The 17,014-nt window shown below is 63.2% G+C and carries 19 protein-coding genes; 18 read left to right on the forward strand and 1 reads right to left on the reverse strand.

Annotation, left to right across the window (positions count from 1 at the left end):
- The first annotated feature begins 12 nt into the window (after window positions 1-12).
- The 8 genes from VLT15_09135 (at window position 13) to VLT15_09170 (ending at window position 8,109) form a co-directional block, all read left to right on the forward strand.
- Window positions 13-1,212, forward strand: a complete 1,200-nt coding sequence (locus tag VLT15_09135) for a HAMP domain-containing sensor histidine kinase (GenBank protein HSR45378.1) — start codon at window positions 13-15, stop codon at window positions 1,210-1,212.
- Between the two features lie 121 nt (window positions 1,213-1,333).
- Window positions 1,334-3,370 (forward strand): polyphosphate kinase 1, encoded by a 2,037-nt coding sequence (gene ppk1, locus VLT15_09140; protein ID HSR45379.1) that lies wholly within the window; start codon window positions 1,334-1,336, stop codon window positions 3,368-3,370.
- 20 nt (window positions 3,371-3,390) lie between these two features.
- Entirely contained in the window at window positions 3,391-4,269 is an 879-nt protein-coding gene (locus VLT15_09145; GenBank protein HSR45380.1) for a CHAD domain-containing protein, read from the forward strand.
- Window positions 4,270-4,385: 116 nt separating this feature from the next.
- Complete coding sequence (locus tag VLT15_09150; protein ID HSR45381.1) at window positions 4,386-5,129, forward strand: cytochrome c; 744 nt, start codon at window positions 4,386-4,388, stop codon at window positions 5,127-5,129.
- Between the two features lie 229 nt (window positions 5,130-5,358).
- Window positions 5,359-5,499, forward strand: coding sequence for a cytochrome c oxidase subunit 2A (locus VLT15_09155; GenBank protein HSR45382.1), 141 nt, complete (start codon window positions 5,359-5,361; stop codon window positions 5,497-5,499).
- Window positions 5,496-6,008, forward strand: coding sequence for a cytochrome c oxidase subunit II (locus VLT15_09160; GenBank protein HSR45383.1), 513 nt, complete (start codon window positions 5,496-5,498; stop codon window positions 6,006-6,008). Before VLT15_09155 ends, VLT15_09160 begins: the two co-directional genes overlap by 4 nt.
- A gap of 16 nt (window positions 6,009-6,024) precedes the next feature.
- Window positions 6,025-7,686: a b(o/a)3-type cytochrome-c oxidase subunit 1 gene (locus VLT15_09165; protein HSR45384.1), complete on the forward strand. Its 1,662-nt coding sequence runs from the start codon at window positions 6,025-6,027 to the stop codon at window positions 7,684-7,686.
- 54 nt (window positions 7,687-7,740) lie between these two features.
- On the forward strand, window positions 7,741-8,109 hold the full coding sequence (locus VLT15_09170; GenBank protein ID HSR45385.1) for a cytochrome c: 369 nt from the start codon (window positions 7,741-7,743) through the stop codon (window positions 8,107-8,109).
- A gap of 114 nt (window positions 8,110-8,223) precedes the next feature.
- On the opposite strand, the gene VLT15_09175 is transcribed toward VLT15_09170, so the two are convergent.
- Entirely contained in the window at window positions 8,224-8,655 is a 432-nt protein-coding gene (locus VLT15_09175) for a hypothetical protein (GenBank protein HSR45386.1), read from the reverse strand.
- Between the two features lie 215 nt (window positions 8,656-8,870).
- Between VLT15_09175 and VLT15_09180 the strand changes: the two genes are divergently transcribed.
- From VLT15_09180 to VLT15_09225, 10 genes are all read left to right on the forward strand, one after another.
- A complete protein-coding gene (locus VLT15_09180) occupies window positions 8,871-9,593 on the forward strand; it encodes an SCO family protein (GenBank protein HSR45387.1) in 723 nt (240 codons plus the stop codon).
- Window positions 9,590-10,234, forward strand: a complete 645-nt coding sequence (locus VLT15_09185; protein ID HSR45388.1) for an SCO family protein — start codon at window positions 9,590-9,592, stop codon at window positions 10,232-10,234. Before VLT15_09180 ends, VLT15_09185 begins: the two co-directional genes overlap by 4 nt.
- 13 nt (window positions 10,235-10,247) lie before the next feature.
- Window positions 10,248-10,685, forward strand: coding sequence for a copper chaperone PCu(A)C (locus VLT15_09190; protein ID HSR45389.1), 438 nt, complete (start codon window positions 10,248-10,250; stop codon window positions 10,683-10,685).
- A 120-nt stretch (window positions 10,686-10,805) separates the two neighbouring features.
- The gene (locus VLT15_09195; protein HSR45390.1) at window positions 10,806-11,201 is read left to right on the forward strand and encodes an arsenate reductase ArsC; all 396 of its coding nucleotides are present in this window, start codon (window positions 10,806-10,808) and stop codon (window positions 11,199-11,201) included.
- A gap of 214 nt (window positions 11,202-11,415) precedes the next feature.
- Window positions 11,416-12,441 carry a substrate-binding domain-containing protein gene (locus tag VLT15_09200; GenBank protein ID HSR45391.1) on the forward strand — a complete coding sequence of 342 codons (1,026 nt, stop codon included), beginning with the start codon at window positions 11,416-11,418 and terminating at the stop codon, window positions 12,439-12,441.
- 55 nt (window positions 12,442-12,496) lie between these two features.
- Complete coding sequence (pstC, locus tag VLT15_09205) at window positions 12,497-13,462, forward strand: phosphate ABC transporter permease subunit PstC (GenBank protein HSR45392.1); 966 nt, start codon at window positions 12,497-12,499, stop codon at window positions 13,460-13,462.
- A complete protein-coding gene (gene pstA / locus VLT15_09210; GenBank protein HSR45393.1) occupies window positions 13,459-14,814 on the forward strand; it encodes a phosphate ABC transporter permease PstA in 1,356 nt (451 codons plus the stop codon). Before pstC ends, pstA begins: the two co-directional genes overlap by 4 nt.
- A 60-nt stretch (window positions 14,815-14,874) precedes the next feature.
- Window positions 14,875-15,645: a phosphate ABC transporter ATP-binding protein PstB gene (gene pstB / locus VLT15_09215; protein ID HSR45394.1), complete on the forward strand. Its 771-nt coding sequence runs from the start codon at window positions 14,875-14,877 to the stop codon at window positions 15,643-15,645.
- Window positions 15,642-16,325 (forward strand): phosphate signaling complex protein PhoU, encoded by a 684-nt coding sequence (gene phoU, locus VLT15_09220; protein ID HSR45395.1) that lies wholly within the window; start codon window positions 15,642-15,644, stop codon window positions 16,323-16,325. The genes pstB and phoU overlap by 4 nt, the downstream gene beginning before the upstream one ends.
- A complete protein-coding gene (locus tag VLT15_09225) occupies window positions 16,315-17,013 on the forward strand; it encodes a response regulator transcription factor (protein HSR45396.1) in 699 nt (232 codons plus the stop codon). Before phoU ends, VLT15_09225 begins: the two co-directional genes overlap by 11 nt.
- Window position 17,014 lies beyond the last annotated feature (1 nt).

The following is a 17,014-nucleotide window of genomic DNA, read 5'->3' on the forward strand; positions in this document are numbered from 1 at the left end:
GTGGAACACCGAATGCAACCAGACCCGCTTCCGCGGTTGGAGAGGCGCATCACGCCGAGAAGGAGGGCCCCCGGGTGGTTGACCTGGATCGAGCCGATAACTCCCGTATTCCTCTCCGTTCACGGCGCCGTGTTCATGGTGGAGTCTGGAGAAACGGACCCGGCTAAATGGGCGCTGGTCGTGCTGACCGCTCTGGCGGGCACAGCCGGTCTGGCGGGCTGGCGCACGCAGCAAGCCGTCCGGGTGCGTGCCTTCGGGTTGCTGCTGGTCACCTGGGTGCTACTGATCCTCGGCGGCGGCGTTCAGGCCTTCTTCACCCTCTGGTTCTTCATGCTGGCGCCGGTATATGCACTGGCACTCGGTGGTCGAATCGCCTTTGTCTATCCCGTCGTGATCGGCCTCGCCTACCCGGCGCTCACTCTCATCACCGAGGGAGTGCTGCCCGCGTCGGTTCTCTGGGGGCGCACCGGAGTGATTGCCGGAACCGGCCTGATCGTCGCCGCCATCTCCCTGGAGCGTCGCCTCTCCGCGGAGGATGCAATGGGAGCGAAGGATGAGTTCGTTGCATCCGTCTCGCACGAGTTGCGCACCCCGCTCACGGCAGTAGTAGGGCTGTCCGCCGAGCTCAGGGACCGGGTGAGCGATTTGACCGCCACAGAGGTCGCCGAGTTCGCCGGCATGGTGCACCGCCAGTCGATAGAGGTGGTGAACATCGTCGAAGACTTGCTGGTAGCGGCGCGAGCGGAGGCCAGCACGGTCAGCATCAAGGTCGAGGCCGTCGACCTGCGCGTCGAGGTCGATGCAGTCGTGCGGGAAGTCGCCCAACTCAATCCCGCGTTGCCTTTCGACATAGTTGTGCGAGGCGGCGCAGTCACCGGCTCCGGCGACCCCGTTCGAGTCCGTCAGATCTTGAGGAACGTCCTGACCAATGCCGTCAGGTACGGCGGAAGGCAGATCGAGGTGCGCCTGCTCGGTGAACCTCCACTGGCCGTCGTGGAGATAGCCGACGATGGGCCCGGTGTCCCGACGGAAGATCGGGAGGTGATATTCGAACCCTACGGCCGCGCTCATGCCGACTCGACGCAGCCGAGTTCGATCGGCCTCGGGCTGGCCGTGTCACGGACACTGGCCCGGCTCATGGATGGGGATCTCAGCTACGGCCGGGTTGATGGCTGGAGCGTCTTCCGGTTCGAGTTGCCTGGGGCCGACTGACGGCGTTCCGGCGCTCTCCGAGCCGTTGTGCCGGACGCATACCCGCTCTCAGATCAGCGGCACTCGACGGGGCCCTCCCGGATCTGCATTCCTTCCGGTCCGCTAGCTTGGTCGGCAGATCATGACCCGCGCCAGCAAGTTCAACGACAGGGAGCTCTCGTGGCTCGATTTCAACTCCCGGGTTCTGTCGATCGCAGAGGACCCTGAAACTCCCCTGCTCGAGCGGATCAAGTTCCTCGCCATTTTCACGACCAACCTCGACGAGTTCTTCGAGATTCGGGTGGCCGGGATCCTCGAGCAAGTGGCTGCCGGGATCAGGCGCCCGGCCCTCGGCGGCATGTATCCGACTGCGCAGTTGAAGGCCGTCCGTGCGCGCGTCGCGGATCTGTACCAGCGGGTCGACAAGACACTGCGCGACGACATCGTTCCCCGTCTGGCTGCCGCCGGCGTGCACTTCAGGTCATGGGACGAGCTGAGCGACAGCGATAAGGCCTATCTGACCCTGCAGTTCCACTCGCGGGTCTTTCCCGTCGTCACGCCGCTATCGGTAGATCCCGGCCACCCGTTTCCGTACCTCTCGAACATGTCTCTCAATCTGGCCGTCACGGTGCGGGATCCGTCCACGAATGTGGCGCGCTTCGCCAGGGTCAAGGTCCCCCCGATCCTGCCGCGTTTCCTCGTTCTGCCGGGCGGCGACCAGATCGTTCCCCTCGAGGATGTCATCGCCGCTCATCTCGATTCGCTCTTCCCGGGCATGGAGGTCGTGTCGCACGTTGCCTTCCGGGTCACTCGCAATGCCGACCTCGAGATCGAGGAGGAGGAAGCCGACGATCTCCTGGAGTTCATCGAGAGCGAGCTCAGCCGGCGCCGATTCGGACGCGTTGTCCGGCTCGAAGTCGAGCCGAATATCACCGAGGACGCCCTGAGCCTTCTGGTCAGGGAGCTCAATATCGGCCCGGATCAGGTCTACATGACCGACGGTCCGCTCGACATGACCGGCTTCTGGGGACTCTACGAACTCGACCGCCCAGATCTGAAATGGGATTCGTACGTGTGGGTTACTCCCCGGCAGCTGGCCTCCAAACCAGGCGAGCGGATGAACATCTTCGATCGGATCAGGGAAGGAGATATCTTCGTCCAGCACCCCTACGACTCTTTTGCCGCCTCGGTAGAGGAACTGGTGACGCAGGCGGCATCGGACCCGAAGGTGCTGGCGATCAAGCAGACTCTCTACCGGACGACGGCAGACTCGCCTTCGATGCATTCGCTGATCGCGGCCGCCGAAGCGGGCAAACAGGTGGTGGCGCTGGTCGAACTCAAAGCCCGCTTCGATGAACAGGCCAACATCGAGTGGGCCCGGCGCCTGGAGGAATCCAGCGTGCACGTCGTCTACGGTCTGGTCGGCCTCAAGACCCACACGAAGACGACCCTGGTGGTCAGGGACGACGGCGACGAGATCCGCAGGTACTCGCATGTGGGGACGGGCAACTACCACAACAAGACGGCCCGGATCTACGAGGACGTCGGGCTTCTCACGGCAGATCCGGATATCGGGGCGGATCTGTCTGATCTCTTCAACTACCTGACCGGATACAGCAAGCAGGTCGAGTATCGAAAGCTCCTCGTGTCGCCCATGACGCTCCGGAAGCGCATGGTGAAGCTCATCCGCCGGGAAGCCAAGCGCGAAGACGGGCACATCGTCATGAAAATGAACGCTCTCGTCGATGGAGGCATGATCCGGGAGCTGTACAAGGCCTCGCAGGCCGGAACGCGGATCGACCTGATAGTGCGCGGCATTTGCTGTCTGCGGCCCGGTGTGGAAGGACTCTCAGAGAACATCACCGTGCGATCGCTGGTGGGCAAGTACCTGGAGCATTCCCGCATTTACCGATTCGGAACCAGAGAAAGAGGCTACGAATACCTCATCGGTTCGGCGGACCTGATGCCGCGCAACCTCGACCGGCGTGTCGAGGTTGTCGGCCCGGTCACAGACCCGGCGCATCAGGATCGTCTCGACGAGGTCTTCGAGATCCTCTTTGCCGACGATGAGCTCGCCTGGGAGTTGCACCCGGACGGAGTGTGGCGCAAGATCGAGACCGTGCAAGGACTGAATGCACACAAGCGCCTCCAGAGTCTGGCCATCGAACGCACGAGGTGACAGTTCCGGAGAAATGGGGCGTGAACATCGAACCCGATCGGCAACCGACCATTCGCCGGGTCGTGCAGACTTCGATCGCCGTCACGGTTCGCCGCTATCTGGACAACGCCCCCGCCATCGCTCGCCACGATGAGCCGGAGGGAGTTCATCAGGCGAGGGTGGCTACCAGAAGGCTACGTTCCGACTTTCGCACATTCCGCAGGTTCCTCGATCGCGACTGGGCGGACGGGCTGCGCAACGACCTCCGGGCGCTCACCGACCTGCTGGGGCCCGTGCGCGACCTGGACGTGCTGCACATGCACCTGGGCGGTCTCATCGAACAGGTGCCAGACTCCGAACGCCGGGCCGCGGAAGAGATTCTCGAGATTCTCGAAAAGGAGCGTCGGGATGCCCGGAGCCGCCTCGTCCGAGGATTCGCCGAACCGTGGTACCCGGAATTGCTGGTTCGTCTCACCGAAGCCGGCGAAGCACCGCGGATCGTCGAGGCCGCCGACCTCCCCGCCGGTCCGATCCTGGTGAAACTGGCCGGCAAGCCCTTGCGCAAACTGCGCGCGGCGGTGCGTGATCTGCCTGTGGAACCAACGGCCGCCGAGTTGCACCGGATCCGAATTCTGACCAAACGGGCCAGGTATGCGGTCGAGGCGGTTTCGCCGGTTGGCGGAGAGGCGGCGGAGGTTCTCGCCTCTTCGCTCTCCGAGCTCCAGGATGTGCTCGGCGAGCATCAGGACGCGGTGGTGGCGGGCCGGTGGCTGCGGAAGAGTGACTCTTCCCTGGCGCTGGCGGCGGGGGAGCTGATCGGTTTTGAGATCTCCAGGGCGAACAGGGCAGCCGCCGGATGGCGTGACATCTGGGATTCAATCGACGGCGGCCAACAGGCACGCTGGTTGGAGCCGCACTGACCCGCGACGGATGACCGGCGCCCCCGAACCGACATGTTGTCGGTTTCCCCCCATGGCCTTGCGCGATCTATGATCCGCCCAGTCGATTGACCCAGCGCCAGTAGGAAGGGATGCCGATGCCGGTGGCGAGGACAACGTTGCGCAGTGTCGCCGTCCTTGTGTTCGCCCTGCTGCTCAGCGCCGGGCTTGCCTCGATTGCCGTCGCCCAGGACCAGACGACCGGATCGACGTCGGATGGGGCACAGGTTCGAGAGGTCAACGAGGCCGGCCGGGCCGTTTACGAATCTGTGTGCTCGGCCTGCCATCAGCCGGACGGAGAAGGTTCGGCCGTCTTTCCTCCGCTCTATCCGAATCCTCACGTCGATGACGCCGGATATGTCGAGGATGTGATCAGAAACGGCCGCAGCGGCGAGATCGTGGTCGGCGGGGTGACCTACAACGGCCGCATGCCGGCCCAGAACCTGACCGACGAGGAGATCACGGCGGTGATCGACTACGTCCAGTTCGATCTCGGCCGTCTACCTTTCACGCCGGGCGGAGTAGTCGAAGAGGACGCCTTCCCCTGGGGCCTCCTCATCCTGTTTGCTCTCGTGTCGGCGCTGGCGGTCGGGATTGCCTACATTGTCGTTACGCCCGGCGGCGAGGGGTTCACCTGGCCGCGCGCCTGGTGGTTGGCCGTTGTCGTCTTCTTGTACTTCGCGGTCGCCACCGTCTGGCTGCCCGATTACGTGATCAACGAGCCGTCGCTGTCCTCGATGCCCGATCTGGTGAAGGATCTGGCCGCCTCCGGTGCGTGGTTCGTTGCGCTGGCGGCCGGTATCTACTCGCTGCGGATCCTGCAGAAACGCAACCGGATTTGAGCCATCCCCCTCAGCCGAGGGAGGTACTCGATAGCCGGCCCCCGACTGCGGGTGCTGAGGATCCCGCCCCGGCACCGACCGTTTCCGACGCCGTGTTGCCATCGTCGCCGAACGTCCTCTAAGCTCGCTCGCAGCGCGGAGGGGTGAGGATTCGACTACCTGCGAGTCGGGTCGCTCTCGGGCCCGACCCGCGTTTCGGGCAGTGCACGACCGGTGGAGAGCTATCACCATGGAAGAGATCAAGTCCACTGAGGAGGAGTTCCACCCAAAGGGCACGGCTCTCGTTCTCGCCATCTTCGTCGTCGTTCTGATTCTGCTGTGGGGGATCGTGTACCTGATTCTTCTGTCGAGAGGGATGACCACGGTATGAGTGAAGAAACCCCCGAAGTCTCGGCGGAGACCTCACTTCACATTGATCCGTACGAGAGAAACTGGATGCGCCTGACCGTCGTGCTCCTGGTCGTGTTCGCCACGGCCGTCACGATCGCAGGATTCGCGCTGGGTTTTCAGGTTCCCAGCCCCGAAGAGAGGGTCGATCCGGAGACCGTTGCCATCGGCGACGGCCCGTTCGCCGATCCCGGCCTCCGGGAATACCCCGACGGTAGCTACGACCTCTACATCGTCAGTCAGATGTTCTCATTCAGTCCGAGCGCGGTGACGGTGCGAGCCGGATCTGAAGTGACCTTCTATGTGACCTCGACCGACGTCCAGCACGGTTTCAAGCTTCAGAACACCAACGTGAACATGCAGATAGTTCCCGGCCAGGTGTCCAAGCTGACGGTGACGTTCGACGAACCAGGAACATACGACTACATCTGCACCGAGTACTGCGGTAGCGCCCACGCGCAGATGTACGGAACGCTGACGGTCGAGAAGTGAGCATGGAGGGACTCAGATGCTGACCACACCGACCTACGAGCTCACCAAGTCGGAGAAGAGCTTCGTTTCTATCCACCTGTTGTTCGCCTTCGTTGCGCTTGCGATCGGAACGCTGTTCGGACCGCTTCAGGCATTCGAATTCAGCGGAGTCGACCTCTATCCGCTCCTGGAGCCGGTCATTCAGTCCTACTACCAGGGCCTCACGCTGCACGGCGTGCTGAACGCGCTCATATTCACGACGTTCTTCATAACCGGCTTCTTCACGCTCACCACCGTCTACGGGCTAAAGCGGCCCCTCAAGTACCCGCTTCTCAACCAGATCGGGTTCTGGACGATGGTCGCCGGTCTGGTGATGGCAGCCGTTCCGATTCTGCTCAACCAGGCGAGCGTCCTCTACACCTTCTACCCGCCTCTCAAAGCGAACGTCTTCTTCTACTTCGGGCTCACGCTGGTGGTGGTAGGCAGCTGGATCGAAGGCTACGGATTCATCTTCACGTGGCGTGAATGGCGCAAGGAGAATCCTGGCGTCCGCACGCCGCTGATGACCTTCGGTGGTCTCCTCACGATGGTGATGTGGCAACTCGCCACACTCGGTGTCGCGGTTGAGATCCTGACGATGCTGATCCCCTGGGCGCTCGGTTGGATCGACGGCGTCGATCCGCAACTGGCACGAACCTACTTCTGGTTCACAGGTCATCCCCTGGTCTACTTCTGGCTCCTACCCGCCTACGTGTCGTGGTACGCGATGCTCCCCAAACAGGCCGGCGGCAAACTCTTCAGCGACTCGCTGGCGCGGATCGCCTTCTGGCTGTTCTTGCTTCTCTCGGTCCCGCTCGGTTTCCACCATCAGTTTGTGGATCCGGGGGTACCGGCCGGGTGGAAGTACATCCACGCAGTTCTCACCTACTCGGTGTTCTTCCCGTCGATGATCACAGCCTTCACCGTTATCGCATCGCTCGAGCGGGCGGGCCGCGCCCGCGGCGGCAAAGGCTGGCTCGGCTGGATTCCCAAACTGCCGTGGAACGATCCGTCGGTCAGTGCCCAACTGCTGGCCGGAATCCTGTTCTTCTTCGGCGGGATCGGCGGCATCACCAACGCCTCGTACAACATCAATCTCGTCATCCACAACACCGCCTGGGTCTCCGGTCACTTCCATCTGACGGTTGCGTCGGCTGTGGCGTTGTCCTTCATGGGTATCTCCTACTGGCTGGTCCCCTATCTGCGCGGTAAGACGCTCTGGAGCCGCAAGTGGGCCGTCATCCAAACGTGGCTGTGGTTCGTCGGCATGCTGATCTTCTCCAACGCCATGCACGTCCTGGGGCTGCTCGGCGCTCCCCGACGAACACCGCTCGGTGAAGCACCGTACATCCCGGAGGAATGGAGCGGGCACCTGCTTCGCACCAGCATCGGAGGAGCGATCCTCATGGTGTCGGCATACATGTTCATCTACAACATCGCCAGGACCTGGTGGTCGAAGAAGCTGAACGCCGGCCCTGGTGAGATGGTCGAGATTCCCGCCGCCGAGTCGGTCCATCCCGCTCAGCAGACGCCGGCCAAGCTGGACTGGTGGACTCCGTGGCTGATCGCGACCGTGGCCCTGATCGTCGTTGCCTACGGACCTCAGTTGATCGACCAGATCGGCAACATCGATCTTTCGTCGCCCGGAGTGATGCCCTGAGGGAGTAGGAGGTTCTGGGTTTCTGCCCCGGCCGCCTGCATTGAGGAAACCCATGTGAAGCGACTTGTCGTGATGCTGCTCCTTTCGACACTCGTCGCGGCCTGCGGCGGGGAGTCGAGCGATGGACCGGAACTGCTGGGGCGAGAACTCTTTCATCAGATAGTGGTCGGCGGGAAGGCCGGCTGCGGCTCGTGCCACCCGGTCGAGGCAGGCAAGGACGGCGTCGGCCCCTCACTGGCAGGTGTGGGAACCGCCGCGGCCGGACGGGTCGGTGGCTTGACCGCCGTCGACTACCTCCGGCGGTCGATTACCGAACCGGACTCGTTCGTCGTCGAGGGGTTCAACGCAGGTGTCATGCCGGGAGGCTGGGACCTCAGCGATGAGCAGATCGAATCACTGGTGGAGTACCTGCTGGACCTCTAGCGGACCGACGAGAAGCAGTAGGCAACCGGCCGGCGGGTTCGGTCATCGCGCCTCCGATGAGGGCACCGTTACGTCCGGAACCCGCAACCAAGGACCCGGAACCTGCCGAGCCTGCTATCTGCCGGCTACCGGGTAGGCCGTTTCGCGCCACCGGCCGTCATAGCCGTCCACCATCTTCGAGCCGTAGAGCTCGCCTTCGACGGTGACGGTGAACGAAGCTGTGCCGGCGACGTCGAGTGCCGCCTGATCCGATGTCTGCCACTCGATCTCGAGCGTATTGCCTTTCAGGTTTCCGGTGCCCTCCTGGAACGCTTCGGTGACTATCCACTGGAGTTCGTAGTTGCGCGAGTTGGCTCCCCGTCTGATTTCGAGGTGCCCGGTGTATTCGCGACCGTGCGGGTCGATGCCGTTGAGAACGTAGGCGCCGGCGAGGTCGGCGATTGACCCGGGTCGGGCATCTGCTGCATGCATGAGCGGGTCGTCGTCGCCGCAAGCGGAGAGGAGGAGGGCAAGGGCGATCAGGAGCCGGGTGATCCGAAGCAGCATGGGTCCAAGGATCGCTCGCATCTCGACCGCATGCGAATTGTGAGCCGGCCGGCTGCGGGCTGCCGGTGTCGGATTCCGGGGGTGAACGGGTGCGACCCGCCGGCGATCCGAGAAGCGGAGAGCTGCTGCAAATGTCTGTTGCCGGTTGCCGGCGCCCCGGATTTCGTGCGGCGTGACCATGCCTACCATTGATGGTGCGGACGGTAGGAGACGCGATGGCGATCACGATCGATTCGCCCGGAACAAACCAGGGACCGCGCCTCTCCCGGAGAGGACGGAGATGGTTGACCGCCGTCTCCGTCTTCACTGCGCTGGCGATTGCATCCGTCTTCGCCTTCGTTACTTTCCAGCCCATTCAGGTGCTGCCCCGGGTTCGCCTGGCGCCGGGATTCAGCCTCATCGATTCGGAGAACCGGACCCTGACCAGTGAGGATCTGCGCGGCCGTTTCGTTCTCTACGCTTTCAGCTACTCATCCTGTGAGAGCTGCAGTTCGATCGATGAGACGATGCTCGAGATCCAGGAAGGCCTTGCCACGGCGGACCTCCGCGGTCTGCCGGTTCGGCTCGTGACGATATCGGTTGATCCCGACGACACCCCTGAGACCCTGGCGGCCTACGCGGCTGCGACGGGGGCCGATTCGTCCGTCTGGACGTTTGCGGCCGTGGAGGACGACCGTTTCCTCGCCGATGTCGTCGCCGGCGGCTTCAACACCTACTACGCCGTTGACGGTGACGGAGCCATCACTCTCGATCGGAACTTCGTGCTGGTCGACAACGCCGGCATCATCCGCAATGAGTACAGGTATCAGACCCAGACATCCGATGCGGAGCGGATTCTTCGCCACCTCGGCGTTCTCGCCGCGGAAGTCGAGAACAGCAAGGGTGCCGCCAGCCTCGCGTACGAAGCCGCTCATCTGTTCCTCTGCTACGCCCCATGACAGAGTCGCCGATCTCCGAGGAACCAACCCCTTCTCGCCCCAGGTTTCCGTGGCAGTACGCCCTCGTGGCCGTGCCGCTCGTGATCGCCGGTCTCGTCTTCTGGTGGGGATACAACCGTGCGCAGCCGCATCAGTTCAGCGGGGCGGTCATCCAGAGCCCGACGGCCGCGCCGGACTTCACTCTGTCCTCCGACACGGGCCCGGTCTCACTGAGCGACTATCGGGGAAAGCTCGTTGCGCTGTACTTCGGCTACACGTTTTGTCCGGATATCTGTCCTACCACCTTGCAGGATGTCGCCGACGCGATCGAGATCCTCGACGACGGCGATGCGACAGATGTGCAGTTGATCTTCGTGACGGTCGATCCGGCCCGGGACACCGCAGAACGCCTCGGTGAGTACGTGCGACACTTCGACGAGAGCTTCCTCGGGGTGACCGGCACCGAGGAGGAGATCGGGTCGGTCGCCACCCTCTACGGCATCTACTACCGGGCCGGTGAAGGATCCGAGGCAACGGGCTACCTGATGGAGCACACGGCCACGCTGCTGGTGATCGATAGAGAGGGAAACCTCAAGGAAGTCATTCCCTTCGGCGTCGACTCGGATGGGATCGCCGCCGATCTTGAATACATGCTGCGATAGGAACGGAGAGATCATGCGACGCATGTCGGCCTGTACCTCGGCCGCGCTCCTGCTGCTTCTCGCCGCAGGATGCGGCGACGGCTCCGACATCGAAGTATCGGGGGCCTGGGGCCGCCCTGTGCCGGCTGTTGCCGCGAACGGCGCGTTCTACATGGTGATCAGCAACAACGCGGATACGAGCGACCAGCTCGAGAGAGTCTCGTCTGCAGCCTGTGGTGCGGCCGAGCTCCATGAGTCGATGATGACTGATGGCGTGATGAGCATGAGTCCGGTGGGAGCCGGAGGGATCGAGATTCGCGCCGGTAGCGAGGTCGTTCTGGAGGCGGGCGGTTTGCACGTGATGTGCATAGACAAACAGGTCGATTTCGTGGTGGGGGAAACCTACGAGCTGACGCTCGAGTTCGCCGAGGCCGGCTCGGTGGTGGTCGATGTCGAGATCCGCGAGGGCTGACAACTGCGGCTCGCCGCCAACCCAGCCCCCGGTATCGGCTCGCCGGTACATCTCCTCCCGAGGGGGGCCGCCACCGGAAGAGACGCACATTGCACGTTGTGCCGGGTACGTTATGCAGCTATGACTCCTCAGGTCCTCTTCGTTTGCGTGCACAACGCCGGCCGCAGCCAGATGGCAGCCGCGTTCCTGCGGCACTACGCAGGTGATCGAGTTGCCGTCGGCTCGGCGGGGTCGATGCCGGCTTCCGAGATCAATCCGGCTGTGGTCGAGTCGATGGGCGAACTCGGCATCGAACTCGCCGATGCCTCTCCAAAGAGACTGAGCGACGAGTCGGTGCTGGCCTCCGATGTTGTGATCACGATGGGTTGCGGCGACGCGTGCCCCATCTATCCGGGTAAGCGCTACCTCGACTGGGATCTGGAAGATCCTGCCGGAAGGTCGGTCGACGAGATCCGCCCGATCCGCGACGAAATCGGGCGGCGGGTCGAGGCTCTCATCGAGGAGTTGCTCGAGTAGGCACCCCGCCCGGCTCGATCCCTCGGGAGCGAGCGTATCGCCGCGCGAAACCCCATTCTTTCCGGTACTCAGCGCCGATCAAACGTTCATCTCCCGTTCACCACGGCGCCCGATCGCGGTTACCCCACCTCTCTACCGTCCTGGTAGGAGCCGGGAGGCTCGGCGTGAGGCTTCACCGGCAGCTCCCGTTGATGAGTCGCACACGGAGTACAAGATGTTCACGAAGACAGGGAAACTGGTGACGGCGTTGGCGGCCGTTGCCATCATCACAACCGCCTGCGGGGGTGCGGCCGAGGACACGACGGCCGCGGAAACGACTACCCAGACGCCTGCTCCGGTCGAGTCCGGGGTTCTCCCGCTCGTCGACCCGCTCGAGGTCGAGGGTGCCATCGCCGCGGCGGGCTCGTCGACCGTGTTCCCGCTGGCTGAGGCGATGGCGGTACGGTTCCAAAACGAGGGATACTCGGGTCAGATCACGATCGACAGCATCGGGTCCGGTGCCGGGTTCGAACGATTCTGCGTCGAGGGCGAGTCGGATATTGCGAACGCGTCCCGTCCGATCAAGGAGGGGGAGATCGAGTCGTGCCGGGCGATCGGGCGGGACCCGATCGAGCTTCGTTTGGGAACCGATGCCCTGGCGGTGACTGTGTCGATGGGCAACAACTTCGCTGCCGACATCACGCTCGAGGAGTTGGCCGTGTTGTTCTCCACCGCGCAGACCTGGCAGGACGTTCGGTCCGACTGGCCGGCAAACCCGGTAGTCCGGTTCATTCCCGGCACCGACTCGGGTACGTTCGACTACTTCGTAGAGGAGATCTTCGACGGAGACGAGGCCCCGATCCTGGCTGCTGCGGAAACGCAGAAGTCCGAGGATGACAATGTGCTGGCCCAGGGCATCACGGCCGACGGTTGCGACCCCGGCGACGTGTCGACGACCTGTGCGGTCGGGTTCTTCGGATATGCCTACTTCGCCGAGAACTCTGACGTGCTGAACGTCCTGGCCGTGGAGGGAGTCGAGGCCACGGCAGAGGCCGTAGATGCCGGCGACTACCCGCTCGCCCGACCCCTCGTCATGTACACCACGGCGAGCATCATCGCGGAGAAGCCCCAGGTGGGAGACTTCCTCAACTTCGTGCTCACCTATGTGAATGAGGAGATAATCGAGGTCGGCTACTTCCCGGCTCCCGCGTCCGATCTCGATACCGCCACGCGCGCTCTCGCCGAAGCCCTCGGGGGCTAGGCCGACGCCGGAGCGGGTGAGGAGATTCTCTACGACATCCGGTCGAAGAAGGACTATGGACACCAGCGCCGCTGCAAAGCTTGAAACAATCGACCTGACCGGGAAACCACGCCCTTTGGAGGTACTCGTCCAGGGGTCGATGTTCCTGGCCGGCATGATCTCGATCCTGACGACGATCGGAATCGTCTTCGTACTGGGCCGAGAGGCGCTGCTGTTCTTTCAGACCGATGAGGTCACCCTCGGGGAGTTCTTCGGATCGACCACCTGGGAGCCGCAACTACTGGAGTTCGGGATCTGGCCGCTCGTCCGCTCGACGATGATGGTGAGCCTCATCGCCGTTCTGGTGGCGGTTCCCCTCGGTCTGGCGACCGCCATCTACTTGAGCGAGTACGCCTCGGAGCGGGCCAGGGGGATCCTCAAGCCGATTCTCGAGGTGCTCGCCGGAATCCCGACCGTCGTGTACGGCTACTTCGCCTTGACGTTCATGACCCCGATGCTGAGATCGATCTTCGGGGTGTCGGTCGTCGAGATATTCAACGTTGCGTCGGCAGGCATCGTGGTCGGGATCCTGATCATTCCCCTGGTCTCGTCGATGAGCGAGGATGCACTCCACGCCGTGCCGCTGTCGCTGCGCGAAGCGGCCTACGGACTCGGGGCAACCAAGCTGGAGGTCTCGTTGCGCATCGTCCTGCCGGCCGCATTGTCGGGGGTCACTGCCGCCTTCGTCGTGTCGGTATCGCGGGCAATCGGTGAGACGATGGTCGTCGCCATCGCCGCCGGGGCCTCGCCGCGCAACTGGAACCTCGGTCGGGACGGTGTGTTCTCCACCGTTCTCAACCCGTTCATCTCGGGCGAGACGATGACCGGTCACATCGTGCGGATCTCGGGCGGCGACCTCAGCTACAACTCCATCGACTACAACAGCGTGTTCGCCATCGGCCTGATGCTGTTCCTGATGACTCTTGGACTCAACCTGCTCAGCCGCCGGTTCGTTGCCAGGTTCAGAGAGGTCTACGAATGAGCAAGGGCACGTTCCCCGAAGGTGCGCAACTGGAGGCGCAGATCAGCGGGCGACGGCGAAAAGGCGTCTACCTGCGCCTGGCCTTCCTCGGTTCGCTCATGCTCGCCATTCTGGCTCTCCTGACACTCCTCGCCAACATCATCAACAGCGCTTTCGGCCTGGTGGCTTTCGAGAATGCCGTGGCACCGGCCGCGCTCGTCGAAGAGATCGGACTCGATCCTGCCCGTATCGCTCTGTCCGATCTCTCCAAGGACGACCTCCTCGCCGTGCTCGAAGGAGGTATAAACAACAACGTCGGCCGGCGCCTCGAGAGAGAGCGGCGCTTCTACTCCGACAGGCTCGTTTTCGAGACCCGGGCGAAATGGGATGAGGTCTGTGCGCGGGAGGTCGACCGGCCGGCCGGGTGCGACGGCAGGGTGCGCGGGCGGGAAGACGTGTACTCGCTGGTTGTCGAGCAGGTCGTTCAGCCGAAGGCCCTGGAGACCTGGTCGCTGGTCGACTCGGTTTTGCACCGCGCGGAGATCGAGGCTGCGGCCGCCGTCTCATATCCCGATGCCGAGATCGTCTTCCGATCCTGGTTGTCGATGGATTTCGTCACCAACCCGCAATCCCCAAGGGCCGAGGTGGCCGGAGTTCGGACCGCCGTCCTGGGCTCGCTCTGGATCGTCCTGGTCACGATCGTGTTCTCCTTTCCGGTGGGAGTCGCCGCAGCCGTCTACCTGGAGGAATACGCGCGTCGCACACGGCTGAATCGTCTCATCCAGACCAACATCAACAACCTGGCCGGCGTGCCGTCGATCATCTACGGCATGCTCGGCCTGGCCATCTTCGTCCGGGTTCTCGAGACCTTCACCAGCGGTGCGGTGTTCGGGGGAGTCGACGGTGGAGTGACGGCCAACGGCAGGACGGTTTTGTCGGCGGGACTCACCCTCGGGCTGCTGATCCTTCCAATCATCATCATCAACGCACAAGAGGCGATTCGGGCCGTCCCGCAATCTCTTCGCTCGGCCGGAATGGCGCTCGGCGCAACCCAGTGGCAGACGATAAGGGCCCACGTGCTCCCCAATGCCGTTCCCGGGATCCTGACGGGTGCGATTCTCGCCGTCGCCCGCGCCCTGGGAGAGACGGCACCTCTGGTCGTCGTCGGTGCTTCGACCTTCATCACAGCCGACCCGGGCGGCCCGTTCGGCAAGTTCACCGCTCTTCCGATTCAGATTTTTCAGTGGACGTCGAGACCCCAGGACGAGTTTCGCAACATCGCCGCGGCGGCGATCATCGTGCTCTTGATCATGCTCCTGGCATTGAACGCCACGGCAATCGTTCTTCGCAACCGGTACGCAAGGAGAGCCTGAATGTCCGACAAGCAAGCGTTCGTCAGGACGGCAGTGGCGTCCTCGCCGAACTCCGACGAGATGCCCCTCACTTCGGCGATGGAGACCCGTTCCCTGAACGTGTTCTACGGCGCCTTCCGTGCCGTCAAAGACGTTGACCTGACCGTCTACGACAATCAGATCACCGCCTTGATCGGGTCGTCCGGTTGTGGAAAGAGCACCCTGCTCAGGTCGTTCAACCGGATGAACGACCTGGTTGCAGGCGCCAGGGTGGACGGTGAGGTCCTCTATCACGACCGCAACATCTACGGCCCGGGGGTGGATCCGGTTGAGGTGCGCCGCAGAATCGGGATGGTCTTCCAGAAGCCGAACCCGTTTCCCAAGAGCATCTACGACAACGTGGCGTGGGGAGCGAAGGTCAACGGGTACAAGGGCAGCCTGGACGATCTCGTTGAGGAGGCACTGGGGCAGGCAGCCCTGTGGGACGAGGTGAAAGACAAACTCCATCAGAGCGGATACTCACTCTCGGGCGGGCAGCAGCAGCGGCTCTGTATCGCTCGGACCATCGCGGTGAAGCCCGAGATCATCTTGATGGACGAGCCGACCTCGGCACTCGACCCCGTCGCTACCCTGCGTATTGAGGAACTCATTCAGGACCTGAAAACGCGGTACACGATCGTCATAGTCACACACAACATGCAGCAGGCGGCCCGCGCCTCAGACTTCACGGCGTTCCTCAACATGGATGAGGATCGGGCCGGCAGGGTCGTAGAGTTCGGGAAGACCGGAGACATCTTCACGAGACCCGAACACGAGGAGACGGAGAACTACATCACGGGGCGGTTCGGATGATTCAAGCCAGGCGTCACTTCCACGAAGAGCTCGACCAGCTGGTCGGGCAGCTCACCTCGATGGCCCAGCTGGCCGGAGATGCCGTAGGCAAAGCCGTTCACGCCCTGCTGTCGGGTGACGTCGATCTGGCCGACCTCGTCGTGACAGAAGACCAGGCGGTCGACGATCTCTACTCGTCGATTCACCAGGCATGGCTGGAAACCATGGCGCTGCAAACGCCGGTGGCGGTCGACCTACGGTTGATGTCGGCGATACTCCACCTCGTCGTGACCCTGGAGAGGATGGGCGACCAGGCCACGAACATCGCCAAGATCGTCCGCTCCATCGAAGGTTTGCCTCAGGAACCGATGATCCTGGAGCACCTGCGCGAGATGGGCGACCTGGTACAGCCGATGGTCTCCACGGCGATGGAGGCCTTCGTTCGGAGGGATCTGGGTATGGCCATGCGTCTGCCCGAGATGGACGAGCCGGTCAACCGGCTCAATCGCAGCATGGCGAGAGAGATCGCCAACTGCGGACGTGACCACGATCTACTCGAGTGGGCGGTGCCGATGCTGATGGTTTCTCGAGCCCTCGAGCGAGTAGGTGATCAAGCCGTGGATATCGGCGAGCAGGTCGCCTTCCTGCTCACCGGCGAGTTCCAGGAGTTCACCCGTCCCGACACCGATGATGGCCGCTGACCCGGCTCCCGCCGTGCTCATCATCGAGGACGAGGAGGCTTTGGCCGAGTCCATCCGGTACAACCTCGAACGAGAGGGCTATGCAGTCGAGATAGTGGCCGACGGCGTTTCGGCCGTGCGGCGATTCCGGGCCGTTCATCATGATCTGGTCTTGCTCGACCTGATGCTGCCGGGGATGTCCGGACTGGACGTATGCAAAGCCCTCCGGGCGGATTCGGTGGTTCCGATCATCATGGTTTCGGCCAAGGACGCGGAAGCCGATGTGGTCGCAGGGCTCGAGATCGGGGCCGACGACTACGTGACCAAACCGTTCTCCATGCGCGAGTTGGTGGGCCGCGTACGGGCCCTCCTCCGCCGCGCATCCTTTCGAACGTCGCCCGACGCCGAAATCCTGGAGAGCGCCACCCTGCGCCTGGATCTCAGCCGGCACGAGCTGACCGTCCGCGGGGGGTCTGTGGAACTCCGTCCCAAGGAGTTCGAGCTCCTGGAAGCGCTCATGCGTCGAAGTGGAAGGCTGGCCACGCGGGAGGCACTGATCGAGGAGGTCTGGGGCCCCGGCTATTTCGGCGACACGAAGACCCTCGACGTACACATCAAGCGGGTTCGCCAGAAGATAGAGGAGGACCCGCACCATCCACGCCTGATCCTCACGGTGCGCGGGCTCGGGTACAAGTTCGTTGACGGATGAC

It is taken from the genome of Acidimicrobiia bacterium (assembly GCA_035471805.1).
Classification (GTDB): domain Bacteria; phylum Actinomycetota; class Acidimicrobiia; order Spongiisociales; family JAHEDJ01; genus JAHEDJ01.